This is a genomic window from Geomicrobium sp. JCM 19037, assembly GCF_000698105.1.
Taxonomy (GTDB): domain Bacteria; phylum Bacillota; class Bacilli; order Bacillales; family Marinococcaceae; genus Geomicrobium_A.
On the sequence record NZ_BAWZ01000018.1, the window covers coordinates 44629 to 67874 of the forward strand.

The following is a 23246-nucleotide window of genomic DNA, read 5'->3' on the forward strand; positions in this document are numbered from 1 at the left end:
AGAGAAACGGCACCGAGTGGTGCCGTTTCTACATACTTAAAAACTATGATGGAGTAAGGAGAGAAGGACAATGGTTGATTGGTTAGAAACAATAAGTGGAGATATCGCTGGCTTTGTTTGGGGAATACCCCTCATTGTTCTACTTGTAGGGACAGGCGTTTATCTTACGTTTCGCCTCACGTTCTACACGTTCGCACAGTTACCTTATGCGCTGAAGCTCGTCTTTAAAAAGAACTTAGATAAAGATGCTAAAGGAGACATTTCACACTTTCAAGCATTAATGACCTCACTTGCGGCCACCGTAGGAACAGGGAACGTGGCCGGTGTCGCAACCGCCGTCGTTGTCGGGGGCCAGGTGCTGTGTTTTGGATGTGGATTACAGCGCTTGTCGGGATGGCGACGAAGTATGCTGAAGCGATTCTTGGTGTGAAATACAGAGGTCAAAACCACCGCGGTGAAATGGCTGGTGGACCGATGTACTACATCGAGCATGGGTTAGGAAAGAAATGGAAATGGATGGGGATGCTGTTTGCATTCTTCGCGGTGTTCGCAGCCATTTTCGGAATCGGAAACATGACGCAAGCCAATACGGCTGCTGATATTGTGAATTCAACATTTAATGTACCCACTTGGGTAACTGGTGTTGCTCTAACCGTTCTCGTTGGTCTCGTCATTATTGGCGGGATTAAAAGTATCGGGCGTGTAAGTGGTGTTATCGTTCCGGTCATGATTGTTTTTTATGTAGTTGCAGGATTCTTTGTCATCGGCTTTAACATCACTGAAGTGCCTGCTGCTTTCGGACTCATCTTTTATGACGCTTTTACAGGTCATGCCGTGGCAGGCGGGGCAATAGTACTGTCATTCAAATGGGTGTTGCTCGAGGCTTATTCTCTAACGAGGCCGGCTAGGTACAGGCGGGATTGCCGCTGCTGCAGCAAGAACCGATGTGCCTGCCAGGCAAGCACTCATTTCGATGACGCAAGTGTTCATTGATACGATCATTGTTTGTACGATTACAGGTCTAGCGCTCGTCATCGCCGACCTTTACACGACCGGTCCAGATGGTGCAGCTTTAACAGCGGCTTCATTTGAAGCGATCTTACCAGCAGGAGGAAGCCTCGTCGTTACGATCACTCTATTATTCTTTATTTTCTCTACGATCATTGGGTGGGCGTACTTCGGTGAGAAATGTTTAGAGTACCTCGTTGGCGATCGCGTAACGTATGTGTACCGTCTCGTATTTACGATTGCCGTATTCATTGGTGCAACGTTGCCATTAAACGTTGTTTGGAACTTTGGGGATATCTTTAACGGGCTCATGGCCATTCCGAACTTAATCGCCATTCTTCTATTGTCTGGTGTTGTCGTAAAAGAAACACAGAAGTTTAAAGATAAACGAAAGCTCGAAACGCGCTAACTACTGATAACGCCCTAGCCTTTCTCAGTAAAAGAGAGGCTAGGGCGCTTTTTGTGTGTTCGAGGCAATTTGTAGACGGGTCGCTTGAACCGGCAGCAGGACTCAAAACGTTGCCAATTTATTTGCAATCCGAAATTACTAAATTTTTATCCGTGTGTGTTCACACTGTTAACGATAAATGACTCTCCACTTGCGTCAATCTCTGTCACGTTGCAGTTTTCAATGTCGGTGACCTCACCTGCGTAGCCGTAAACGTGGATAAGAGTACGGATCGTGAAGCCGTGAGAGACGATGGCGATTTGTCCGCAATTCTCTTCTTTTGCGTGTTTCACCACGTTTTTCATTGCCTCGGTCACTCGTTTTTCATACACATCCCAAGACTCCGCTTCGCCGTTATCAATCGAACATAGCGTATCAACAACGTCTGGGACGGGGACATCCCACATCATATGGACGTCTTTGAATTTCGGCGATAATCCCTCTTTTAGTGATTCAAGCATGGCTGAATTAAAGCCACCTTCGAACGTCCCAAAGTACAATTCTCGTAACCCTTCGTGTTCGTGAAGCGGCAGGTGAGCATGGTTACTATAAGCTTGAAGAATGGACGCCGTTTCTCGAGCGCGTCCACTGTCGCTTGCATACCACCCGTCGATCGTTCCTCCTGCCAAATTCTTCCCTAGCGTTATTGCACCCGCTCGTCCAGCCTCGGTTAAAGGCGTGTCTGACCAACCTTGCACTTTGCCTTGTGTATTAAAAATGGTTTTGCCGTGTCGGATAAGTAATACCTTCATGCACATCGCCTCCTCTACTCGTTTCACTACGAGTATATCGGAAGGTTAGCTTTTTTGTCGTTCTTTTTGCTCCCACATTCTCAATTTAGGGTACGGGTCAAATGACCATTCAGAAATGCCGTTATCCCGATACACGCCGTAGTGCAAGTGTGGAGGGAATTTGCCTTGTGTACCCGGCTTGCCGTATCCTGAGCTGCCGACGCTACCAATGACGGTACCAGGGGTAACAATCGTTCCTTCTTCAATATCTTCTGCAAACCCGTGAAGGTGCGCGTAATAATGATACACGTTATCGAGATCGCGAATTCCGATGCGCCAGCCACCGTATTCGTTCCAACCTTTTAACTCGACAATTCCATAGGTGGTTGCGCGGACGGGAGTACTATATCCAGCAAATATATCTGTTCCTTCATGAATGCGGCGGCCTCCCCAGCCACGTTTCGCTCCCCACGTGCTTTTATAACTATAATTATAGTGAAGAGGCACAGGGAAGGCGTTGTCGTGTAACGAGACCGTTTGATACTTTGCATAAATGTTTGCATGACCGGTAATGATGCGCACAGCTTGGTCTCGTTGATAATGGTCCCAAAGGGCGATGCGGATGTTCTCATCATCAAATCCATACGTAGATATTTTCTTTGCCATCGTATAGAGCACATCATAATCATTTAACCGATCAGCTTCCCCATCCGCATTGCCATCCAGTCCACTCCCGTCAAAGATTCCGATATTCAGCGCATTTTTATCTTCGAGATCTGGATTTAATGCGCCCACCAATCCCGGGGTGAGAAATAAATGGAAATAAAACCTTCGCTCGGGCTGCGATCATTACGGGCAACATTAAGCCTCTTTCGTAGCTATCAATAGCTGCAAGCCAATACCAAGGTACACCTGTAATCGTATCCATGTCCCGGTATAATTGCATCCGTTCCATATCGCGCTCATCTTGAGTAAGATCACTAATGGCAGCTTCAGAAGGCATAGTATTGAATAAAAAGACGCAAACAGCCAATAGTAAACATACAGTCTTTTTCTTCATCCGACGATTCGTCCTCTCGCTTTGATTTCATCCTTTTCTTTACTATGGGACAGTTTTTCATTTTTATACTGAAAAACAACATCTTGGTCATGTTGCATTGCCGTGGTAAACTACAGGAGAAGGGTGTGATACGATGACGAAAAAAGAAGAGCACATTCGTAAACCAGACTGGTTAAAGATTAAACTAAATACGAACGAGTCATATACAGGATTGAAGAAAATGATGCGGGAGAAGAAATTACATACGGTATGCGAGGAAGCGCGCTGTCCGAATATTCATGAATGCTGGGCTGTCAGAAAAACCGCAACATTTATGATACTTGGGGATACGTGTACGAGAGGCTGTCGTTTCTGTGCGGTGAAAACAGGGCTCCCGACCGAACTGGATTGGGATGAGCCAGAGCGTGTCGCTGATTCTGTCGAGCAGATGGGCCTAAAGCACGTAGTCATTACAGCCGTCGCTCGTGACGATCTTAAAGACGGAGGCTCAAACGTATTCGCTGAAACGGTTCGAGCGGTAAGAAGAAGAAACCCTCTTTGTACCATTGAGGTGCTTCCATCTGATATGATGGGTCTAGAGGAGAATTTGAAAACGTTAATGGAAGCGCGGCCGAATATTTTAAATCACAATATCGAGACCGTTCGCAGGTTGACGAAGAAGTCCGTGCCCGGGCGAAGTACGACCGTTCATTAACATTTCTCCGCTATTCAAAAGAACTGCACCCAGACATCCCTACGAAATCAAGTTTAATGATCGGTCTTGGGGAAACCGCTGAGGAAATTGAAGAAGTTATGGATGATCTACGGGCCAATGACGTAGATATTATGACGATTGGTCAATACTTACAACCGACGAAAAAGCATTTGCCCGTCATTAAATATTATACTCCGGACGAATTTGCCGAGTTCAAGGAACTCGCCATGTCAAAAGGATTCAAGCATTGTGAGGCAGGTCCACTCGTTCGCTCATCGTATCATGCCGATGAACAAGTGGATAAAGCTCAAGTGTGGAAAGAAGCGGCCAAGTACCAGAACCAAACGCAGCTTGGCGGATAAGCGAGGTGAGAATCGTTGATTCAAGCGCATCAACAACATTTCGAACTGATTGAACAATCGAGAGAAGGCTGGGACGAAGAAGCTTTCTTGAGTCGTTACAGTGAAGTTCTAAACAAATATGATTTTATTGTCGGAGATTGGGGGCACGAACAGCTACGGCTACGAGGTTTCTTCCATGACCGCCACAAAAAAGCGACATTCGATACGAAAGTAAGTACCGTTTATGATTATTTGTATGAGTTTTGTAATTTTGATTGCCCATACTTTATTTTACAAAAAGTGAAACCAGAAAAAAGTGAATAGACTGCTCATGCCAATCTTAGGCATGAGTTCTTTTCATAGGTGGTGAAATGATGTGGATTCGGCTTGTAGCGACACTTCTCATCTATGCAACGATCTATCTTAATCAGCCTCAAGTCGTGACGTCGCCCCTGTTTTGGTTTGCAAGTGCGGCGGTAGTGACGAGCTTTATTTTATGGGATTTACCTGTGCCCAAAAGTGTATTTGTTTCCGTGCAGCTTTTGGCTGCTATTGTTATGCAATGGCTTCCTGGTGAAACGGATCTGTACTGTCTATTCCCTCTCACTGGTGTATTGTTCTATGCGTTACACACGGGTGCAACCGTTAAAACGATGGCGGTTCTTTTGTCACTCATAACCATTCCGGTTTTATTATCTACCATAAATTTCCTGTTATATGGTTTGTATGCAACCGTGCTTTTGCTTCTCGTTTTACATACGAAAAAGCTAAGAGAAAAGGAGGAAGGGTTTCAAGATGTGCTCGTTTTATACCGACGGGAAAAACGGCAAGTCATTGAGGCTGAAAACACAGTAAAGCAAGATGAGCGTGCGCGAATTGCCCGGGAAATGCATGACTCTGTCGGTCATAATTTAACAGCGCTCATGATGCAATTGAAAATGCTTGAGCTGCGCGATGAGGCACCGGAAGAAGTGTACGTAGCGTCGGCGTTGGCTTCAGAGAGTTTATCGCAAATGCGTGCATCTGTACACGAATTAAAAAGCGATCAACCAAAAGGATTAGGGATGATTATTCAGCTGATTCGAAAACTAGAATCAGAGTCGCTCATGAAGATTTCTTTTACGACAAAAGGCGGTGTGTTATCGGTTTCGCTTAGCGAAGAGCAATCGGTCACCATTTATCGATTTGTACAAGAGGGGCTTACGAATGCGATGCGTCATGCTTATTCAAAACAGGTGGATATCACCTTTGAAGTGCTCGGAGCGCGTCGGTATGTAGTACGCGTGAAAAGCGGTGCGAAAGATCACTCGATGTTTTCAGAAGGTTTCGGGTTGAGGCAATTGAGAGAACGTTTCGAGGCGCTTGGCGGAACCTTCTTAAGTGGCTATCATGACGACCAATTTGTGATCGAAGGAAGCTTTACAATTCCGAATGTAGAAGCGGAGGAGAGGGCATGGGCGTGATTCTCATTGCAGAGGACCAGACGCTCGTAAGAAAAGGGATTCGGATGATGATTGAAACTCATTCCGACTATACCGTCATCGAAGCGGCAGATGGTGTTGAAGCAGTCGAGCAATTCCAAAGTCAGTCGGTTGATGTTGTGCTCATGGATATACGTATGCCTCAAATGACGGGCTTGGAAGCAACAAAACGAATTCGAGAGCATGACCCGAACAGTAAAATTATCATGTTAACGACGTTTGCAGATGATGAGTACGCCATTGAAGCACTCAAATATGGAGCCGTTGGTTACCTTCTAAAAGATGCAAATGAAGACCGGCTTATTGATGCCATTCAAGGAGCACAAACAGGTCAGGTCGTCATTGATGGTGAGGTGGCGGCTTCTGTGATGCCAAAACTATTGGAAAGGGAATCATTACGCGTACCCGCCAAAGAACTAGCTCAGTTAAGTGCGAAAGAGGTAGAGATACTCAGGCTCATTGGAGAAGGGAAAAGCAATCGCGAAATTTCTGAAGAAATGTTTCTAAGTATTGGCACAATCAAAAATAACGTTAGTTATTTGCTCACGAAATTGGATTTGAGAGACCGAACGCAGCTAGCGATTTTCGCATTGAAGAATAACATCTTTTAAGCGCATGTTTGTCCACAGACAAGGGCGGGTACATTACATAGTGAACATGATTATTACATTAAGGAGTGTTCACATACATGAAAGTACTCATTGTAGGTGCAAACGGACAGATCGGAAAGCAAACTGTGGAGAAGATGGTAAACGACGACGTCTTTACGCCAACAGCGATGGTGCGAAAAGAAGAGCAAGTTAAAGCATTTCAAGATATGGGTGCTGAAACGGTGCTACAAGACCTTGAAGGTCAAGTGGAGGACATAGCCGCAGCGGCTAAAGGTAAAGATGCCGTAGTATTTGCCGCCGGTTCTGGAGGGCACACTGGCGCTGACAAGACGATGATGATTGACATGGACGGTGCGATCAAATCGATGGAAGCAGCAGAGCGTGCAGGTGTGAAGAGATTCGTTATCGTTAGTGCGATTGGTGTGTATGATCGCAACAAATGGATGTCAAAAGCCCCGTACTACAGTGCAGCCAAACACTATGCAGATGAATGGTTAATGCGTAGCGGTCTAGACTACACGGTTATTCGTCCAGGTGGACTGACAAATGATCGTGGCAATGGTCAAATAAAAGTGGCGAAAGAGGTTGAGCGTGGAGAAATTCCTCGTGAAGACGTTGCCGAAACGATTCTCGCCTCATTAAAAGATGAGGGAACGATCGGCAAAGATTTCGACATGATTTCTGGAACTGACGACATTGCAGATGCGTTGAAGCGTTTGTAAAAGATACTAGGTAATTCCGCGCTTATGCGTGGGAGCTTGTAGGTCAACATGCAACAAAACGGCTAAGGAGGGTCATGCCCTCCTTAGCCGTTTTGTTTATTTACAACAATACTAATAAATCAAGTACGATTCGCGAGTATCTTTAAACGTTTCTAAGTCTTCTCGCCAAGCGTTTTCCATTTCTTCAACGGTGGTGCCATCTTGGATGGCGTCACGGATCCAGCCATTGCCGAGTAAGCGGTCAAAGAAAGAGATGCCGTCTCCACCTTCTGGTTGGAATTGATAGCTGTCAGGGTACAGGTCATGAATAGTTTTCACAATGTGAAGACCCGTTGTGACGGATTCGTATGCATCACGATCTGTAATGTGGACTTCGACACCGTGTGAGAGAGTGCCTGCATGTTTAGAGAACATCGGTGTGAATGATGCTGCTCTGAAAAGTACCCCATCTAAGTCTAAGCTGTTAAGCTCTGCCGCAAGTTCAGTGCTGTTCACATAAGGTGCGCCGAGCAACTGGAACGGTTTTGTCGTGCCTCGGCCTTCAGACAGATTCGTTCCTTCAATGATACCAGTGGCTGGATAAACGACCGCTGTTTCAACAGTTGGCATGTTAGGGGATGGCATGACCCAATGCAGCTCAGTTTCATCAAAATACAAGCTGCGATCGTAATTCTCCATCTCCATCACCGTAAGGTCTGCACCGATGTCATGTTCATCATTAAAGTAATGAGCAAGTTCACCGACGGTCATACCGTGGCGTGTTGGAATTGGATAATTCCCAATAAAAGAAGTGTATTTTGGTGCTTCAAGAACCGGTCCTTCAACATCAACACCGTTAATAGGATTCGGACGATCAAGCACGATCACTTCTTTATCATTTTCTTGTGCAGCTTCAAGAAGGTAAGCCATCGTATAAATATACGTATAGAAACGAGTACCTACATCTTGAATATCAAAGAGAAGTACATCAACGTCTTCGAGCATTTCCGGTGTTGGCTTTTGTGTTTCTCCGTACAAGCTATACACAGGTAATCCAGTTTCTTCATCGATGTAAACTCAACATAGTCACCCGCTTGTGCATCGCCGCGAATCCCATGTTCTGGTCCGTACAATGACGTGACGTTTAAGTCTCTTCAGCAACGAGAACATCAACGATGTTGTCTAAATCTTGTGTTACACCAGTTGGGTTCGTCACAATTCCGATACGCTTATCTTCCAAAACGTCGAGGTTGTCAAGTAAGGCGTCAACACCAAGTTGGAAAGCTCAGGCTGTTCAACCTCATCATACGTAAGGCCGTGACCTGCTTCGTACAGTACATCATCTCCATCAATTGTCGGGATCGTAACAGGCAGTTTCCCTGTCGGACCCAATCGTCCAAAGATCGCCCTAGCCGAAGCTGTAAAGCTAGCATCTCTAAAGCTGTACTGTGCAACATAAGCATCTACATCTGGATAAGCCATAATGTCGTATGGGTTTCTGACCCCAAGTGCAATTACCGAAGCATCAGCATTTTCTTGAATTTCATTCACCATCTGAATTTGCGGGTGATTGGCATCACGATCTGCATTTGTTGCCGATGTGGTCGCTGCAATTACATAATCAGCTGCGTTGATCGTCTCCCAATTCTCTTCGGTTAGCCCGTCACTACCAAGCTCGACGTAATCGACGTTGCTGTGAAGAGGAGAGATTGAAGCTTCGAGTTCTTCGAGATAATTATTTGATACAACAGCGATTTGCTCGTCGCTTTCAGGTTGAAGTGGCAAAATGTTGTCATCATTTTTCACAACTGTAATGCTTTTTTCCGCGGCTTGTTTTTGAACTTTTTGGTGTTCAACAGAGCCAACGACACGCTCAGCGTTTTCAATAACATCTTCAATAGGCGCTGGCGCTTCTTCTTTAATGATGCCACGCTCAAGCTTTAACGTAAGGATGCGTTCCACCGATTGTTCAATGCGCTCGATGCTAATGTCACCTTCGTTGACAGCCTCATAGATCCCTTCAGCAACAGCACTCAGGCCGACAGGCATTAGCACAATGTCTGAGCCTGCTTGAATTGCACGGATCGATGCATCAACCGGACCGAAGTGATCAGCAATCGCATTCATGTTCAGTGCATCAGTATAAACAATGCCATCATAACCCATCTCTTCTCGGATAAGACCGGTTAACACTTCATAAGAAAGGGTTGCTGGCAATGTAATTTCTTCACCCGTTTTTTCGGAAATGACCGTCGTATCATCGATTTCAGGCAATGTCATATGTGCGGTCATAATCGAATCAACACCGTGGTCAATCGCTGCTTGGAATGGTGCCAGTTCGACGTCAAACAAGCGTTCACGATCATGAGGACCGAAGGAAGGCCAAGGTGCGAGTCCACATCGGTATCCCCGTGTCCAGGGAAGTGTTTTGCTGAAACGCCTACACCGGCATTTTGCACACCTTCAATGTATGCTACCCCGTGTTCAGACACGAGTTTCGGGTCTTCCCCAAATGAACGAACACCAATTACAGGGTTGTCTGGGTTGTTGTTTACATCTAACGTTGGAGCGAGGTTCATGTTCACGCCTAAAGAAGCAAGTTCATTCCCGATGGCTTGTCCAACGGCTCGTGTCGTATCAACATCTTGTCCAGCACCTAACGCCATATTCCCTGGCATGTCAGTTCCTGACTGGAGGCGAGTAACGATGCCGCCTTCTTGGTCAATCGTCATGAGCAGTCCGTACTTGTCAGAAGCCGCTTGATAATCAGCGACGAGACGTGCGGTTTGCTCCGTGGTCACGACGTTTTCCCGAAACAAAATCACACCACCGAGGTGGTATTCTTGCACCAACTGCTCAATCTCAGGAAGCATTTCTGTGACATTGGCTCCGTCATAGTTTCTAAAGTCTGGCATGAGCATTTGCCCAACTTTTTCTTCCATCGTCATGTTATTAATGGCGTGGGAGACGAGATCATGACGTTCACCACCTGACCATTTAATCACATCTGGGACGTCTTGGTTGGGGCGATTGTGTACGGCAATGCGATCTGAATAATTGCCATTCGTTGCTCGAATGTATGTGCGACCCGGTTGTCCCGTCCACTCAACCCGGCCAGTGTCATCAACAGTTGCCACATTTCTGTTTGTGGATGTCCATTGAACATCTTCAGGGTCGGCAAGTGTAAAGTGGCCATCTGAATAGACGTTCATCCCTGTTAACTGAACATGATCCGTCACTTCAATGGTAGCTTCATCAAGATTTTCATAGAGAACAAAGTCTTTTTTTCCATCATTCGCTTTGGATGTCGCAGGTGTAGCCCAACTGGAAAGCACAAGCGCTCCAATGAGACCGAGTGACGCCATTTGTCGCATTCCTTTTTTCATTATTTCATCCTCCCTTTTTCTTTCCATTTACGTTGTGTTATTGCCGTATTGCCTCGTCATCAACACCCAGAAGCCTCCTTTCTCGTTTAGACATCATCTTTTACCCTTTAACCGCGCCCTCTGTCATCCCTTTAGTGATTCTGCGTTGGAACACACTGTATAAGATGATGACTGGAATAATGGAAATGGTGAGTCCGGCAAACAGCGTTCCCCACGCATTCGTGTATTGCGCTTCACTATTCATCAAGTCCATCGCAAGACCGAGCGTGTAGTTTTCACTTGATTGTAAAAAGATGAGTGCCATGAAATACTCATTCCAAAAAATAATCGCATTCATAATCGACACCGTAATAATTCCCGACATCGTAAGAGGAGTAACGACCTTCCATAACGTGCCGTACGGAGATAATCCATCAATCGCCGCCGATTCTTCCAATTCTTTAGGAAATGAACTCATAAAACCTGTCAGTATAAATACACTGAACGGAACTTGACTCACAGCGTACACAATGGTGAGCCCTAGTAAACTATCGAGTAGATTTAAATTCCCAAGAATGAAAAATAACGGAATCCAGCCGAGTACAACAGGAATGAGCATAGCGGCAATATACATGTAATACAGTGGCATCCGTCCATAAAAGCGCAGACGTTCTAGCGCGTAAGATGTAGGCAATGCAAGAGCGATTGTAAGTAAAGTTCCACCACCAGTGACGAGAAAGCTATTTAAGAATGCACTGCCTATTTCGTAATTTACCCACGCATCTGCGAAGTTTTGGATGTTCCACGTCTCTGGTAACCCCCAAGGAGAAGCGTAAATCTCTGCATTCGATTTGAATGCCCCAACAATCATCCAGGCAAGTGGATAAAGAACAACAATGGACCAAAGAATGAGTGGGATTCGAATGCCTGCACGAGCGAGTGTATGTTTGAAGCTTTGATTGGTTTTCTTGTTTTGTTCTGTCGCTGTCTGCATGAGATCCCCCCTAGTATTCGACCTTCTCACGACGTAAGAAGAATTGTAGAATCATAATAGTAATGAGAGACAAAATGAGAATCATGACGCCGATGGTCGCTCCGTATCCAAAGTTATACTGATTGAAGGCTTGTTGGTATAAGTACGAACCCATCACGTGCGTTGAATTGTTCGGTCCACCTTGCGTCATCACTTGAACGAGGATGAATGATCCGTTCAGTGTGGTAATGACGATGTAAAGAATGGAATTTTTGATTTGTGGCCAAATAAGAGGCATCGTCACTTTCCAAAATTGTTGCCATTCATTGGCACCATCGATCCTCGCTGCTTCATACGTATTTTTCGGTACGTTCAAAATACCCGCCATCATCATGAGCATGAATAAACCAATTCCTGCCCATACAGAAGGTAGAACCAAGCTCGGAAGAGCCCACGTCTCGCTACCAAGCCAAGGTTGAGTCCAATTTTCAAGACCGACGGCTTCCAAACCAGAATTTACGATCCCGAGTGACGGATTGTAAATAAATGACCAAAGAATCCCGACGACTACAACACTCATAATATTTGGAAAGAAGAAAATGACTCGGTAAAAAGGAGCCTCCCGTAGCCTTAACTGAGTAAGGGCAACGGCAAAAAATGTTGCCAGGATCATAATGCCGAATACTTTTGTAATCACTAGAAAGTAATCATGCCAGATGGTGCGAGGAATAATGCTGTCATTAAATAGTTGCACGTAATTATCAAGACCGATAAATGTGCGACCTCCTGCTGAACCAGACCATTCAAAGAAGGAGAGATACAACCCGTTTAACATCGGGTAGATTGTAAAGATCATAAAAAGAACGAGCGTTGGAACGATACAAAAGGCTAAAAATAAGTAACGCTGACTTTTTGGTTGCACCATGGTGATCACCTCTTTTCAAAGATCGTACGGATATGTACAAAAGGATGTAGTGCATCGTCATCACTACATCCTTTTGATGTTTGTATTAACGGTAACTAGCGGCGGCTGCTTCTGCGCTTTCAATAAACTCGGAAGCACCAATGTTTCCGGTCATCAATGAGACGAGTGCGTCACTGATCGGTTGTTCCAAATCAGCACTCATTGGGTGTGGAAGCTGGTTAATTTGAACTTGTGACTCGTCATTAATCATTTCATTTGCGGATATGAGATAATCTGGTACATTTTCATTACCATCTAAGTCAATGTCTGTAATGTTAACCATCGCCCCGGTATGCTCGGAGAACAGTTCACCGTATTCACGATTAAAGGCGAAATCAACGAACGCTTTCGCTGCATCTGGATTCTCTGCATTTTCAGCAATAGCAAGTGGACGTAAATCTGGCACGACGCGATACGGTTCACCTGCGGCTTGCATTGGTGAAGGAATGAACCCAAACTCAAAGTCATCTGGTGTGTCGTTTGCCATTTCGTTTGGCAACCAGAAACCAACTGGGATGAAGGCATTGTCGCCAAGAATAAAGTTCATCTGCGACTGAGTATGGTTAAACGCGCCAAGCCCAGAATCGAAAAATCCTTCTGTTTGCATCTGTTCAACATTTTCCATGATTTCGACAACTTCAGGTGTTTCCCATGCACCTTCCGCACCTGTAACAATATCGGCAAGGAGTTCATCCCCACCTACAGAAGCAAAAGCTGGATAGAGCATCCCGCGCAAGAAATAGTATGGATGTTGACCAGTGGTCACGAAAGGAGAAATGTCTTCATTTGCTTGAACATCACCCATCACTTCCATAAAGTGATCAAAATCTGTAGGCACTTCATAGCCTTCGGCTTCAAAATGTCCAGCGTTGTACCATGTTCCCCACGTATCAAAGACGAGCGGCAACGTGTAAATTTGACCGTCATGACGGTTCGGTTCTACGATAAAGCTATCAAGGAGCGCAGATCCATCTTCAAGTTCAACATCATCTAGCCAATCCGTAAGGTCCATTAATTGGTTATCCTCGATCATCTGTGTTTCACTAGAACCAGCCCCATCAATATAAACAACATCTGGCGGATCATCTGAAATCCACCGCGTTCTCATTTCGTCATTAATGTTTGGTCCAGCGTGTTCAATGACTGTTACATCTGGATATTCAGCCTCAAAATCACTAATGATTTCTTTCCACCACGAATCTCCGTAGCCACCGACGAAATATTGAATCTCAAGGTCTCCTGAAATTTCCCCACCATCTTCTCCGCCGTTTTCAGCAGAGTCATCTGAGTCGTCACCGCCAGTAGCCTCTTCCTCCGTATCATCACCACAAGCAGCGAGCAGTAATGCTGCGGATGCGAGCATCCACCATTTTGATGAGCTGTGTATATATTTCATCTCAAGCCCCCCATTTTAAAATTATTATTCACCTTAAAGATAGTACTCCGCATCTAAAAAGTCAATAGATTATGCGGATTATGATGAATATTTAGAATAGTTATCTGCGGATAATATTTTGATATACTAGTTGTCAGAGGAGGTGTTGATTGGATGGAACAAACACTCTACTGGCATCCTGCATGGGAGAAGACCATTTCGATCGAAGATCGCAAACATGTTGAAAAACTGTTTACTTGTACACCGCGAAAACCATATACTGTTTTTCGTGTCGCCATAAACCATAAAGGTGAGCTGCTCGTCTCTGCACTCATTCAAAATGAAGACCAGACCCCTTGGATCCGACAAATGCTCGCTTTTGTTCAAGATAGTAAACCGATTGCGAAAGGTCATTTTCATGTTCACGTCCTTCCAAAAACAAGTATGGCTTGGACATTTATCTTTTCTGACTATGGTGGACTGACAAAAAGTGACTCTGGTCACTTGCAAGAAATGACTGTAGGTACTCTTGATTTGCTGTGAAATCGTGTATTGTACGTGATAGAGGTGATGAGCATGATTGAAATGATTGAAGCTACGAAGAGCTACAAGCAGACGAAAGCGGTCAAAGGTTGAACTTTCATATAGAAGAAGGTGAAGCCGTTGGACTTTTAGGACCGAATGGTGCAGGGAAAACAACGGCAATTTCTATGCTCGCTTCGCTCATTCAAACAACGACAGGGCAAGTGTGTATCAATGGGGCGGATGTGAGGAAAAATCTGAAAAAATATCGCGCACGAATTGGTGTCGTTCCTCAAGATATCGCGCTGTTTCCCGAATTGACTGCTGAAGAAAATCTGAATTTTTTTTGCAAAAATACATAAGGTGTCCAAACAAGAAAGTAAAGAAACAATCGCTCGGCTTATTCAAGATGTTGGACTGGAAGAAAAGAAAAAGGAAAAAGTGGAGACATTTTCAGGGGGAATGAAGCGCCGTTTAAACCTTGCGTGTGCACTCGTCCATCGGCCAGAATATTTATTCCTTGATGAGCCAACGGTCGGTGTAGACCCTCAATCAAGACGACATTTGCTGGATTTAATGAAAACGTTGCAACAAGAGCAAGGGATGGCGATATTGTATACGAGTCATTATATGGAAGAAGTGGAGTTTATTTGTGATCGTTTGTATGTGATGGACCGAGGGGAAGTGATTGCTTCTGGAAATTTAGAAGAAATAAAGCAGATTCTTGGAAGTGGCAGTACGTATGAAGTTCATGTGCAAGAAGGTAAAGAAAAGTTGTACGAATTGCTCCAGCAAGAAAAGCAGATCAAAGATCTTGTCAAAACAGACGAGGGAATCATTGTGACAAGCAATCGGGACCCTTTGTTTCAGGATTTGATGCGTGTAATTACTGAGAATCAAATACGTGTGCATGGAGTGCTCGCAAAAGAATCCACATTGGAAGATGTGTTTTTGCATCTGACCGGGCGCAAGCTCAGGGATTAGAGGGTACGATCATGTGGGCACTAGTACAAAAAGAATTCCTTTCCTTCAAAGCAACGAGAAGCATCTGGTCCTGTTACTTCTCGTTCCGCTCATCGTCATCATCGTTATTAACATGATTGGTAGCAATGAGGACGGCTGGCAACTTCAATCGATGAACGTTGCTGTTGTAGATGAACGTCAGTTAGATGATGCACTCGAATCGTTTGCTGAACGCCATCCAGAGGTGGACCAAGCGATACTTACTTCCGCGAACTCCCTTTCTCTTCCAGACAGTTTGGTGGATGGTTTTTTTCAAACAGATGAACTTGCTGAAATGATCCATGTTCAAACGTACACCCGCCTAAATGAGGTCGATGTTTCTAATTATGCACTCATTATTTCTTTTCCACAAGATTATCGTGAAATGGTGTGGGAGCGGGTTTTCTTTGATGAAACAACCGATGCTCGTCAACCAGAGATTATGGTCAATGTAGAAGTGAACGAAGGGGCAACAGAGGTTGCGGAGTGGGTCGAACAGTTTATTTTCTATTTTCAATTTCATGTGGCAATTGGTGAAGACGGTGCAGTAGAGGACTATATGCCAGCTGGAGAAACCTCCGAATTGGAATACGAAAGCATATCGATGTTTGAGTATTCTGTCGTATCGTTCACCGTGTTTTTTAGTCTCTATGTAGCATCAACGATGGCAAACTTTGCGATTCGAGATAAGCAGAATCTGACATTGGATCGAATGGTCGTATCTAACATGACACTCGTGTCATTTATTGGGAGCCGTGTATTGACTGGAGCAATGCTAACATTTGGACAATTGACCGTCATTTTTACGATTGCCGGTTTGTTTTTTGAATTTAAAGTAGCATCCCTTCCGGTTTTTATATTTGCGTTGAGTGTGTTTAGTTTAGCCATTGGCGGATTAAGTGCACTGATTGTAGCCCTTTCCCTAGCATACGGAACAGAGCAGTCGATCTCTGTAATTAGTTCATTTGTTTTTGTAGCAATGGGGCTTCTAGGCGGGAACTTTTTTGATACAGCTATGATTGCTCCAATCTTCGCCCAAATCGGCCAGTTCATGCCTAATGGAAGCGGCTTGACCGTTCTCCTACAAGCAAAACAAGGCTTTGCAATTCAGACGATGGTTGCTTCCTTCGTATATTTATTGCTCTTTGGAATCGTGTGTACGCTAATTGCGTCAGCCTTGATGCGAAGAAAGGAGCAGAGGTGATGAGAGGGATCTTGTGGCAGTTAACACTGTTAACGGTTCGAAACCCGTGGACGCTACTCGCAATGTTATTTGTGACCGTACTGTTTGCAACGGTTACAGGTCTAGAAGAAACAGAACGTACTTCTGCATTTGTGTACAATGAGTCGATGGAAGAAGAGCTTTTCCAGGCGAAAGTCGAGCGATTGCAATCGTTTACTGATGAGGTAAGTTTTGAAATCTTGTCCCAAGAAGAACGAGAGCTTATTCGAACGAGGCAGACAGTGGATGCGATCTTTGGGTTGTATGAAGATGATTATATTGTGGAGCCGTTCACGACACCTTCCATGACAGAAATGAGCGTAGTGCCAGTATTGGATCAGTTTTATATAATGACTAGCCTGACAGGTGAGACGGCTGAAAAGATGGAAGCGCTGGATTCCGTGTTTGAAGTGGAAACGTCTTATATTGGAATAGACAATAGCGAGCCATTTAATAATACGGTGAAAAATATGTTTGGTTGGGCATTATTTTTGTCATTTACACGATCGCGTTTTCAGTTAGTGACATATTACAATTGAGAAGTCGTCGCATTTGGGACCGCATTATCTTATCACCGAGCTCGAAGTGGGGCATCTACAGTTCTTATTTGCTCGTTGTCTTTGTTATTGGCTACGTTCAAGTGATGACCGCCTTAACGATCTTTTATTACCTATTCGATTTCCCATTTTACGGTGGGTATTGGTTAACGTATATTGCTGTGATACCCTATCTGTTTGCCGTGATGGCGGTCGGGATCTTTCTGAGTAGCTTAATTAATAATCTTACACAACTAAGCGGGTTAGTGATGCTTTTTGCGATGGGAAGTGGGATGCTTGGAGGGGCGTTTTGGCCTTTGCATGTGACCGGGGACTTTATGTATGCACTGTCGTATCTTTCACCCGTTCGCTATGGAATGGAACTATTGTATGGCGTGACACTTTATGATTGGAGCTTTGATGAGTTTCTCTTGCCCATCTCCATTCTCGTGTTTATCGGTTGCACATTTACTGCACTTGGAATTCATTTTATGGAACGCCGAGGCGAGACGTAGGCAGCGAAAAACGATCGAGATAAGTTGAACTGCCCGTGGGTTGTACCAGCATCAAATTTCCTCTGCATTCGTTTGCTGTAGGAAATTCCACCGCCCTTTTCCATTACAAATGACAAAACGAGCCGCATCGAAGACTGTTCGGGTTGTCATCGGCACCTCTGGTGCCGATGATGGTTGCTAGCTCGTGAGGTCTTTACATGAATAAACAGAGCTCACGTTCGATATAGAAATGAACGTTCATAGATCTTACATTAAGAGGTCTGCGGTGGTGTTCAAAAGTGATCTAGATCATCAAGCTCCTGAAAATTCCCAAAAGTGAGTAGGCACGTCATTCGCCGGTGCAGAAAATCGTGAAAAGCGATCTATAAAAGTTGAACGATAGAAATTCATTGAATAGGGTGACCGAGTTGGGCCTTTGCGGGTGAGTGCTTGCATATTGTCTGTTGACATTCATCTCGTTGCACTTCGACAACTTCGCTGCCGATCGTTGTTCGTCACTGCAAGGGTTGCGGGCAACATGAGAAAAGTTTGACGAAGGGTAAAAAGTCGTGACCGAGGCTCACCACCTGGCACAAGCATGTAATGGTCGGTCACGTATGTGACAATCCAGCCTTCAAACCGGGCACTTTCGGCACGCAACTGTCACAAATCGCACGATTTGTGACAGTTGACACCGTTTATGTGCGCATTCAGGTTTAAAATCATGATTTTTCTTTCTCAAGTGTCACAAATATGAATATATGGGGCATTTGGACTTTTTTCCACACACCGTGGCCAGGAGGCAGAAACGTGAACCGATGTTGTCCTTGTAGTCTGGACTGTATAGAAACACGGTGGCAGATGTTTCGCCACCGAAGTTGCCCTTGTGCTCTGGAGCACAGCCATCCGCCTGCAGTAGAAAGCAACAACAAACTGCGCACAAAATGGGGCCTACCACTGCGCTACCCCTTCAATCACGTAGGGAGCAGCTCCAACCCCAAACTTCTTCGTATACTTGGATGACGTGTGTTGCCGATAGCATGGTCTGGTCAGGTTACTCCGTGAAAATTAAAAGTTTAACTTATCTCACCCTCTCAAAACAGCCACTGTGCGGCGAAATTATTGAATACGACAAAAGACGAAGCCTAATCGGCTTCGTCTCCTCTTTTTTCTGAATGGGGATCATGGGCATTCGGGTCTTTCCGCTCCCTACCGGCATGCAGTTCGCGGTTTTCATACGTGAAGGCGCTCTTTGCATGCTGACCTGGCTCCCACGGCTCGGTCTTTCCGAGTGGCTTATCAACAGGTGCCCCGTAAGGTCCTTCTGGTAAGTCTTCTGGAATGATATCGTGATCAATGGATTCAACACTTTCAAAGTCTTCATACTTTCGCTCTTTATCATCCACAATTGACCATCTCCTTCGTGTTAGCATGGTCACGTTTGTCTCGATTTATTCAGCTTTCTTCTCGGAAACGGCTGTTTTATAATAGGGGTGAACAGGAGGCAAAAAAATGTATTTTGTAGACAGAAAACTTATTTACAGAAGACTTCGCTATATGGACCGACTTATGGAAACGTTTCGTAGCCAACCATCGTGGACAGAGGCAGTGGATGAGCTTGCTCTTGAACGAATCACGCAAGGATATATTGAAGCGATGCTAGATGTTGGCAATCAAATGATCGATGGATTTATTATGCGTGACCCGGGAAGTTATAGCGACATACTCGATATATTGGAAGATGAACGTGTGATTTCTAGTGAAGAGGCAGCTTCTTTGCAAAAAGTTTTGGTGTTTCGAAAAGTGCTCGTCGAAGACTATCTTAATATTGATCACAGCAAATTGCATACCGTTATTCAAAGTGAGCAGCAAGCGTTAAAAGAGTACTCTTCAAGAGTGACGGAGTACCTTGATCGTGAACTAGGGCCTGTTAGCGCCTTCTTGCCAGACAATGAGGGAAGCGAATGATTTGTAAATACAGAGGGTATCTTCTCGATCTTGATGGCACGATCTACCGTGGCAACACGGTTATTCCAGAAGCCCGTGCTTTTGTCCAACGGTTAGAAGAGGCCGGTAAGCCGTACATGTTTCTCACGAATAATTCATCAAAAACCACCGATGAAGTTGTCGCGAAATTAAGGACTATGGGGGTGTCGGCCCAACCCGAAACGGTATATACGAGTGCGATGGCGATGGCAGACTATGTAGTTGCTAAACAAATTAAACGCGCGTTTGTCATTGGCGAGAACGGTCTGAAGACAGCGATTCATCAGGCTGGTGTAGAAGAAAGCGACACGGATGTGGAAGCGGTGATTGTCGGAATTGACCGTACATTTACTTTCGAGAAGCTTGAAACGGCGTCATTTGCTATTCAAAAAGGAGCAGTACTGCTCGCTACAAATGGTGATCGGGTCATCCCTACTGAACGAGGAATGAGTCCTGGAAATGGCTCAATCCTCGCGGCCATTGAAGCGGCAGGCGGAAAACGAGCTACCGTTGTTGGAAAGCCTGAGGCATGGATTGTTGATCAGGCGATTGAACGGCTCGGGACGACATATAATGACACGTTGCTCGTCGGGGACAACTATGACACCGATATTCTGGCAGGCATTCGAGCGAAGATTGACACCCTTCATGTGGATACGGGAGTGACTCGGCAGACAGATGCAATGAACCAATCCGATCGGCCAACATTTGCAGTACCTAGTTTGGCTGCGTGCACGATCTCGACAAATCCATAGAGGCAGTGTTTTAAATCCAAAAAGTATATGCTTACGTAACAATAGGACAGCATTTACTCGTGTTCACCCAGAATTCACTTCAAGCGGGCACACAAGTTCCGAAAGGAACTGTCGAGTCCGGTGAAGAGGTCCTAGATGCCGCAGTGAGGGAATGTATTGAAGAGACAGGTATTCAATCGCTACCGCCCCCGGTTTTCCTCGCTCGGGATGAGTGGCAACGTCCAGATGGGCGGGTTGAGCAACGGTTTTTCTATCATTTTTCTTGCTCGAATTTGCCAGAACACTGGACACACTCTCCAAGCGGGGGTGGGGCAGAAACGGGGCTTGTATTTCGTTTTCAATGGGCTGCGTATGATCATGCGCCATTCGTACTCGTCACAGGTCATGGTGATTACGTGTGGTTGCTCCAGACGGGTGTTTAGGAACGAGCGGCTGATGAGCACGCGAACGCTTAATGATGCCCGTAATAAGCATGAGTGCCGGTATTACATAAACAATTGGGACGATCAAGTATAACGAACCTAAAAAATAAAAGTCGCTATCATCGATCATACTCTTAAACTCGGTAATGGATAACACAGTAATTAAAATTCCGAATGGGATGGCTAAAGGTGAGTGGTTGCGGATCCCGATGATATTGGCAAAACTAAACGACGTTGCGTACAAATAGATGGATAGTTTAAAGAAGAGCGTAATGAAAAAGATTACATAAAGAAACGATTCCAAGCGTTCAATTATTCCTGCGATTTCCACACGTTGCCCGAGCTTGAAGCCAGTGTACAACTGGATTTTTGTTAGCTCAGGTCCCAAGATGGTAATCGACAAAAATACAGTCATAAACAAAAGCAGACAAGCGATGATGTAGCCGCTAATAAGGCATGTTCAGCTTTTCGTTTATCTCGGATATTTCGTGGAAACAAAACGAGTAGAATGATCATATGTACAGCCACGATTCTTGAATTCATAAATAAAATGGTTTCTACATATGTTCCAGGTTCACTTTGAAACATCGGCTTTAAGTATGAAGTATCCACATCTTGAATGACAAACACCGAAAACAACAGCACAGAAAAAATAAAGATAAACATCGTTAGCTCACTTGCGCGTCCGATGACTTCAATGTCTCGGTACACAGCGACGGTGACAACCGCCATGAAAGAGGCTGTAAGAATAATTGAGGGGGTGTCGCGAAAAAAGTGAGTCATAATGAATTGAGTGAAAAAATGGAGATGGTGAGGTGCAGAGAGAAAGGGTAGAAGTAGAAAGAGCACACCTGCAATTTTACCGAGCCACGTTCCGAACAGTCTCGTGAGCATCACGACAAATGTATCATTTGGGAACCAACGTCCAAATAAAATGATGAGCAAAACATAGGGAAACCCTAATAGTAGTGAGACGAGGGGAATCCACCATGCATCTTGAGAAACAATGTTGGCAAGTGTCGTCGGTAAGCTCAACAAAGCTGTGCCACACGTCGTGTAAATCACAATGGAGCGGAATTGATTTGAGCTAATTGTCGGCGTCGTCATCTGCCCCATCCTTTCTACCAAGTAATCGCCATGTTGCTTAGTAAACGTGTAAAGCTAGGGATATTCACGTCAGCAACATAGAGCAAAATAAGAACAGTCGATCCCGTAAGCATCACAACAAAAGTCGGATGCAATCGTTGATCCTCCTCGTTTATTAGCTGTTGTCTTTGTGTCAAGTACAATACGGTTGACCCGATGATCACGCCGATAATTTTAATCGCCATCGATATAATCTCGGACATTAAACGTATTATTCACATCACCGGATCCTACAATCTCAGTGTTTACGTTCACATGGACAGGAATCTCAGCCAAATGTGAGTACCACTCGCCCTTTAATTGTTTCCATAGACGAGGCTGTTCGCGATAGATTTCTCGACCTAACCCAAAAATATCCACACGTTCTTCTTTTGATTTTTGAATGGCTACGTTGACGAGGGCCTCCACTTTGTCGTTCATAATCCCCTCCATCAATTGCTTGGACTCCATTTTCTCTATATCAATCCCTTCACAATTCATTTCTGAAAGTGTGCTATGAATCTTAATATTGATATCAATTGTTGGTGAGCCGTCAGTATGAACGGTGATTTCGGGTTCTATGCGTTGTGTTTCCACGACAAAGGTGCCACTATTAGGGCAGGAAAGTGTTTCCGGTGTATCTTGGTTTTCACTCATCACATAGTTGTATCCTTTCACTTCATCTTCGTTCAACCAACCGACAAAACGATCTGCTTTGAAAAAACCGGTGTGGCCTACATACAAATAGGCGCTCGGTTTCACCGATTCACGATTTTCAATAGACTTGCCAATCGCCACATCCCCGCTCGTTGATACCCCTTCCATAACAGGATCAATTCCTCTCGTTGCAAGGTCTTCAAAAAGGTCATCCAGCGTAACCCCTTTTACGGCGGTATAACTGTTTTCACTATATAAAAGAGAATGCTTCAAGTTTACGGACGTAAGTTCTTCAATCGGAGGTAGCAAGCTAAGAATATCCGATGCCGACTCTCCTCTAGCTATGAGCAGAAAGAAGTCTGAACGAATTTCATGATCACGGTAGAAGTGATCAAGGAAATTACTTAAGCCATCGCTTGCGATCTCCTCGCTAATGATCAGTGCCGCAATATGAGAATAGTACACGACGAGGGGCTTGTTGGGTCAGCTTTCGAAATCCTTCTTGAATAGACGATGCGCTCGTTTCGTAATTTTGAGCTGCCGTAAATCCACTGCCTTCTTCTTGAGCGGCGATCTCACTTGGGTTAATGACTTGCATCGTCAATATGAATTCATCATTTTCTCCTTTGTCAATCGCAAGTCCAGTAACGACAGATAAATCGCGAAGTTCCCACTGATCCCAGCATCCTGTGAGAAAAACACTAACTAGCAGAAGTAAAACAATGAACGTGTTTTTAGTGAGCATCGTTTTTCCTCCTTAGCTGTTTTTTTCA

The 23246-nt window shown here is 44.8% G+C and carries 25 protein-coding genes and 4 pseudogenes; 15 read left to right on the forward strand and 14 right to left on the reverse strand.

The features are described from left to right. Positions 1 to 70: 70 nt before the first annotated feature. Positions 71 to 1417 (forward strand): annotated as a pseudogene (locus JCM19037_RS11635) (alanine/glycine:cation symporter family protein). A 146-nt stretch (positions 1418 to 1563) separates the two neighbouring features. On the opposite strand, the gene JCM19037_RS11640 reads toward JCM19037_RS11635, so the two are convergent. Genes JCM19037_RS11640 through JCM19037_RS29375 form a run of 3 tightly spaced genes read right to left on the reverse strand, consistent with a single transcriptional unit; the run spans position 1564 to position 3247 of the window. Continuing rightward, positions 1564 to 2208 carry a histidine phosphatase family protein gene (locus JCM19037_RS11640; protein ID WP_042401247.1) on the reverse strand — a complete coding sequence of 215 codons (645 nt, stop codon included), beginning with the start codon at positions 2206 to 2208 and terminating at the stop codon, positions 1564 to 1566. 45 nt (positions 2209 to 2253) lie between these two features. Further along, positions 2254 to 2982 carry a M23 family metallopeptidase gene (locus tag JCM19037_RS11645; protein ID WP_307189791.1) on the reverse strand — a complete coding sequence of 243 codons (729 nt, stop codon included), beginning with the start codon at positions 2980 to 2982 and terminating at the stop codon, positions 2254 to 2256. Continuing rightward, positions 2951 to 3247, reverse strand: a complete 297-nt coding sequence (locus JCM19037_RS29375) for a hypothetical protein (protein ID WP_307189792.1) — start codon at positions 3245 to 3247, stop codon at positions 2951 to 2953. Before JCM19037_RS29375 ends, JCM19037_RS11645 begins: the two co-directional genes overlap by 32 nt. A 133-nt stretch (positions 3248 to 3380) precedes the next feature. Here JCM19037_RS29375 and lipA point away from each other — a divergent pair. The 5 genes and pseudogenes from lipA (at position 3381) to JCM19037_RS11670 (ending at position 7096) form a co-directional block, all read left to right on the forward strand. Next, positions 3381 to 4303, forward strand: a pseudogene (gene lipA, locus JCM19037_RS11650) (lipoyl synthase). A gap of 15 nt (positions 4304 to 4318) precedes the next feature. After that, positions 4319 to 4606, forward strand: coding sequence for a YutD family protein (locus JCM19037_RS11655; RefSeq protein ID WP_042401250.1), 288 nt, complete (start codon positions 4319 to 4321; stop codon positions 4604 to 4606). 47 nt (positions 4607 to 4653) lie between these two features. Next, positions 4654 to 5745: a sensor histidine kinase gene (locus JCM19037_RS11660; protein WP_081829272.1), complete on the forward strand. Its 1092-nt coding sequence runs from the start codon at positions 4654 to 4656 to the stop codon at positions 5743 to 5745. Beyond that, positions 5736 to 6374 (forward strand): response regulator transcription factor, encoded by a 639-nt coding sequence (locus tag JCM19037_RS11665; RefSeq protein ID WP_042401252.1) that lies wholly within the window; start codon positions 5736 to 5738, stop codon positions 6372 to 6374. Before JCM19037_RS11660 ends, JCM19037_RS11665 begins: the two co-directional genes overlap by 10 nt. A 77-nt stretch (positions 6375 to 6451) precedes the next feature. After that, positions 6452 to 7096, forward strand: a complete 645-nt coding sequence (locus tag JCM19037_RS11670) for an SDR family oxidoreductase (protein WP_042401254.1) — start codon at positions 6452 to 6454, stop codon at positions 7094 to 7096. 111 nt (positions 7097 to 7207) lie between these two features. Here the strand turns inward: JCM19037_RS11670 and JCM19037_RS11675 are convergent. From JCM19037_RS11675 to JCM19037_RS11695, 5 genes and pseudogenes are all read right to left on the reverse strand, one after another. Further along, positions 7208 to 8354: pseudogene (locus JCM19037_RS11675) on the reverse strand (exo-beta-N-acetylmuramidase NamZ domain-containing protein); the annotation flags it as partial. Between the two features lie 26 nt (positions 8355 to 8380). Further along, positions 8381 to 10461, reverse strand: a pseudogene (locus JCM19037_RS25110) (glycoside hydrolase family 3 N-terminal domain-containing protein); the annotation flags it as partial. A 100-nt stretch (positions 10462 to 10561) separates the two neighbouring features. Continuing rightward, positions 10562 to 11434 (reverse strand): carbohydrate ABC transporter permease, encoded by an 873-nt coding sequence (locus JCM19037_RS11685; RefSeq protein WP_042401256.1) that lies wholly within the window; start codon positions 11432 to 11434, stop codon positions 10562 to 10564. A gap of 10 nt (positions 11435 to 11444) precedes the next feature. Next, positions 11445 to 12338 carry a carbohydrate ABC transporter permease gene (locus JCM19037_RS11690; protein ID WP_042401258.1) on the reverse strand — a complete coding sequence of 298 codons (894 nt, stop codon included), beginning with the start codon at positions 12336 to 12338 and terminating at the stop codon, positions 11445 to 11447. A gap of 85 nt (positions 12339 to 12423) precedes the next feature. Continuing rightward, positions 12424 to 13773, reverse strand: a complete 1350-nt coding sequence (locus tag JCM19037_RS11695; protein ID WP_042401262.1) for an ABC transporter substrate-binding protein — start codon at positions 13771 to 13773, stop codon at positions 12424 to 12426. Positions 13774 to 13926: 153 nt separating this feature from the next. Here JCM19037_RS11695 and JCM19037_RS11700 point away from each other — a divergent pair, with 153 nt between their 5' ends. From JCM19037_RS11700 to JCM19037_RS11715, 6 genes are all read left to right on the forward strand, one after another. Then, positions 13927 to 14295, forward strand: a complete 369-nt coding sequence (locus tag JCM19037_RS11700) for a hypothetical protein (RefSeq protein ID WP_042401264.1) — start codon at positions 13927 to 13929, stop codon at positions 14293 to 14295. Positions 14296 to 14384: 89 nt separating this feature from the next. Further along, positions 14385 to 14636, forward strand: a complete 252-nt coding sequence (locus JCM19037_RS27240; RefSeq protein WP_255357902.1) for an ATP-binding cassette domain-containing protein — start codon at positions 14385 to 14387, stop codon at positions 14634 to 14636. 1 nt (position 14637) lies between these two features. Further along, complete coding sequence (locus tag JCM19037_RS27245; protein ID WP_255357903.1) at positions 14638 to 15258, forward strand: ATP-binding cassette domain-containing protein; 621 nt, start codon at positions 14638 to 14640, stop codon at positions 15256 to 15258. A gap of 13 nt (positions 15259 to 15271) precedes the next feature. Next, positions 15272 to 16480: an ABC transporter permease gene (locus JCM19037_RS11710; RefSeq protein ID WP_042401266.1), complete on the forward strand. Its 1209-nt coding sequence runs from the start codon at positions 15272 to 15274 to the stop codon at positions 16478 to 16480. Continuing rightward, complete coding sequence (locus JCM19037_RS22825; RefSeq protein WP_052363829.1) at positions 16480 to 17037, forward strand: hypothetical protein; 558 nt, start codon at positions 16480 to 16482, stop codon at positions 17035 to 17037. Before JCM19037_RS11710 ends, JCM19037_RS22825 begins: the two co-directional genes overlap by 1 nt. Continuing rightward, entirely contained in the window at positions 17034 to 17549 is a 516-nt protein-coding gene (locus JCM19037_RS11715; RefSeq protein ID WP_238544680.1) for an ABC transporter permease, read from the forward strand. Before JCM19037_RS22825 ends, JCM19037_RS11715 begins: the two co-directional genes overlap by 4 nt. Positions 17550 to 18673: 1124 nt before the next feature. On the opposite strand, the gene JCM19037_RS11725 is transcribed toward JCM19037_RS11715, so the two are convergent. Next, complete coding sequence (locus JCM19037_RS11725; RefSeq protein ID WP_042401269.1) at positions 18674 to 18934, reverse strand: hypothetical protein; 261 nt, start codon at positions 18932 to 18934, stop codon at positions 18674 to 18676. 106 nt (positions 18935 to 19040) lie between these two features. Here JCM19037_RS11725 and JCM19037_RS11730 point away from each other — a divergent pair, with 106 nt between their 5' ends. Genes JCM19037_RS11730 through JCM19037_RS24375 form a run of 3 tightly spaced genes read left to right on the forward strand, consistent with a single transcriptional unit; the run spans position 19041 to position 20691 of the window. Continuing rightward, a complete protein-coding gene (locus JCM19037_RS11730) occupies positions 19041 to 19496 on the forward strand; it encodes a DUF86 domain-containing protein (RefSeq protein ID WP_042401271.1) in 456 nt (151 codons plus the stop codon). Beyond that, the gene (locus tag JCM19037_RS11735; RefSeq protein ID WP_042401273.1) at positions 19493 to 20269 is read left to right on the forward strand and encodes a TIGR01457 family HAD-type hydrolase; all 777 of its coding nucleotides are present in this window, start codon (positions 19493 to 19495) and stop codon (positions 20267 to 20269) included. Before JCM19037_RS11730 ends, JCM19037_RS11735 begins: the two co-directional genes overlap by 4 nt. A 41-nt stretch (positions 20270 to 20310) precedes the next feature. Then, on the forward strand, positions 20311 to 20691 hold the full coding sequence (locus JCM19037_RS24375; RefSeq protein ID WP_255357904.1) for an NUDIX domain-containing protein: 381 nt from the start codon (positions 20311 to 20313) through the stop codon (positions 20689 to 20691). Here the strand turns inward: JCM19037_RS24375 and JCM19037_RS11745 are convergent. From JCM19037_RS11745 to JCM19037_RS11765, 5 genes are read right to left on the reverse strand one after another with little or no spacing between them, the layout of a single operon-like run. Then, the gene (locus JCM19037_RS11745; protein WP_238544681.1) at positions 20645 to 21094 is read right to left on the reverse strand and encodes a GerAB/ArcD/ProY family transporter; all 450 of its coding nucleotides are present in this window, start codon (positions 21092 to 21094) and stop codon (positions 20645 to 20647) included. The genes JCM19037_RS24375 and JCM19037_RS11745 overlap by 47 nt on opposite strands. A gap of 8 nt (positions 21095 to 21102) precedes the next feature. Further along, positions 21103 to 21798, reverse strand: coding sequence for a GerAB/ArcD/ProY family transporter (locus tag JCM19037_RS11750; protein WP_042401280.1), 696 nt, complete (start codon positions 21796 to 21798; stop codon positions 21103 to 21105). Positions 21799 to 21812: 14 nt separating this feature from the next. Further along, entirely contained in the window at positions 21813 to 22022 is a 210-nt protein-coding gene (locus JCM19037_RS11755) for a hypothetical protein (RefSeq protein WP_042401283.1), read from the reverse strand. Then, entirely contained in the window at positions 22012 to 22938 is a 927-nt protein-coding gene (locus JCM19037_RS11760; protein ID WP_081829277.1) for a Ger(x)C family spore germination protein, read from the reverse strand. Before JCM19037_RS11760 ends, JCM19037_RS11755 begins: the two co-directional genes overlap by 11 nt. Continuing rightward, positions 22904 to 23218, reverse strand: a complete 315-nt coding sequence (locus tag JCM19037_RS11765; RefSeq protein ID WP_042401288.1) for a hypothetical protein — start codon at positions 23216 to 23218, stop codon at positions 22904 to 22906. The genes JCM19037_RS11760 and JCM19037_RS11765 overlap by 35 nt, the downstream gene beginning before the upstream one ends. Positions 23219 to 23246: the final 28 nt, after the last annotated feature.

Excerpts from the sequence above, each read along its gene's own strand:
- JCM19037_RS11685 (WP_042401256.1), bottom strand. The coding sequence starts at position 11,434 with ATGCAGACAGCGACAGAACAAAACAAGAAAACCAATCAAAGCTTCAAA.
- JCM19037_RS11765 (WP_042401288.1), bottom strand. The coding sequence starts at position 23,218 with ATGCTCACTAAAAACACGTTCATTGTTTTACTTCTGCTAGTTAGTGTT.
- JCM19037_RS11695 (WP_042401262.1), bottom strand. The coding sequence starts at position 13,773 with ATGAAATATATACACAGCTCATCAAAATGGTGGATGCTCGCATCCGCA.
- JCM19037_RS11665 (WP_042401252.1), top strand. The coding sequence starts at position 5,736 with ATGGGCGTGATTCTCATTGCAGAGGACCAGACGCTCGTAAGAAAAGGG.
- JCM19037_RS11730 (WP_042401271.1), top strand. The coding sequence starts at position 19,041 with ATGTATTTTGTAGACAGAAAACTTATTTACAGAAGACTTCGCTATATG.
- JCM19037_RS11735 (WP_042401273.1), top strand. The coding sequence starts at position 19,493 with ATGATTTGTAAATACAGAGGGTATCTTCTCGATCTTGATGGCACGATC.
- JCM19037_RS11690 (WP_042401258.1), bottom strand. The coding sequence starts at position 12,338 with ATGGTGCAACCAAAAAGTCAGCGTTACTTATTTTTAGCCTTTTGTATC.
- JCM19037_RS29375 (WP_307189792.1), bottom strand. The coding sequence starts at position 3,247 with ATGAAGAAAAAGACTGTATGTTTACTATTGGCTGTTTGCGTCTTTTTA.
- JCM19037_RS11640 (WP_042401247.1), bottom strand. The coding sequence starts at position 2,208 with ATGAAGGTATTACTTATCCGACACGGCAAAACCATTTTTAATACACAA.
- JCM19037_RS22825 (WP_052363829.1), top strand. The coding sequence starts at position 16,480 with ATGAGAGGGATCTTGTGGCAGTTAACACTGTTAACGGTTCGAAACCCG.
- JCM19037_RS11750 (WP_042401280.1), bottom strand. The coding sequence starts at position 21,798 with ATGACGACGCCGACAATTAGCTCAAATCAATTCCGCTCCATTGTGATT.
- JCM19037_RS11670 (WP_042401254.1), top strand. The coding sequence starts at position 6,452 with ATGAAAGTACTCATTGTAGGTGCAAACGGACAGATCGGAAAGCAAACT.
- JCM19037_RS11660 (WP_081829272.1), top strand. The coding sequence starts at position 4,654 with ATGATGTGGATTCGGCTTGTAGCGACACTTCTCATCTATGCAACGATC.
- JCM19037_RS11755 (WP_042401283.1), bottom strand. The coding sequence starts at position 22,022 with ATGGCGATTAAAATTATCGGCGTGATCATCGGGTCAACCGTATTGTAC.
- JCM19037_RS11700 (WP_042401264.1), top strand. The coding sequence starts at position 13,927 with ATGGAACAAACACTCTACTGGCATCCTGCATGGGAGAAGACCATTTCG.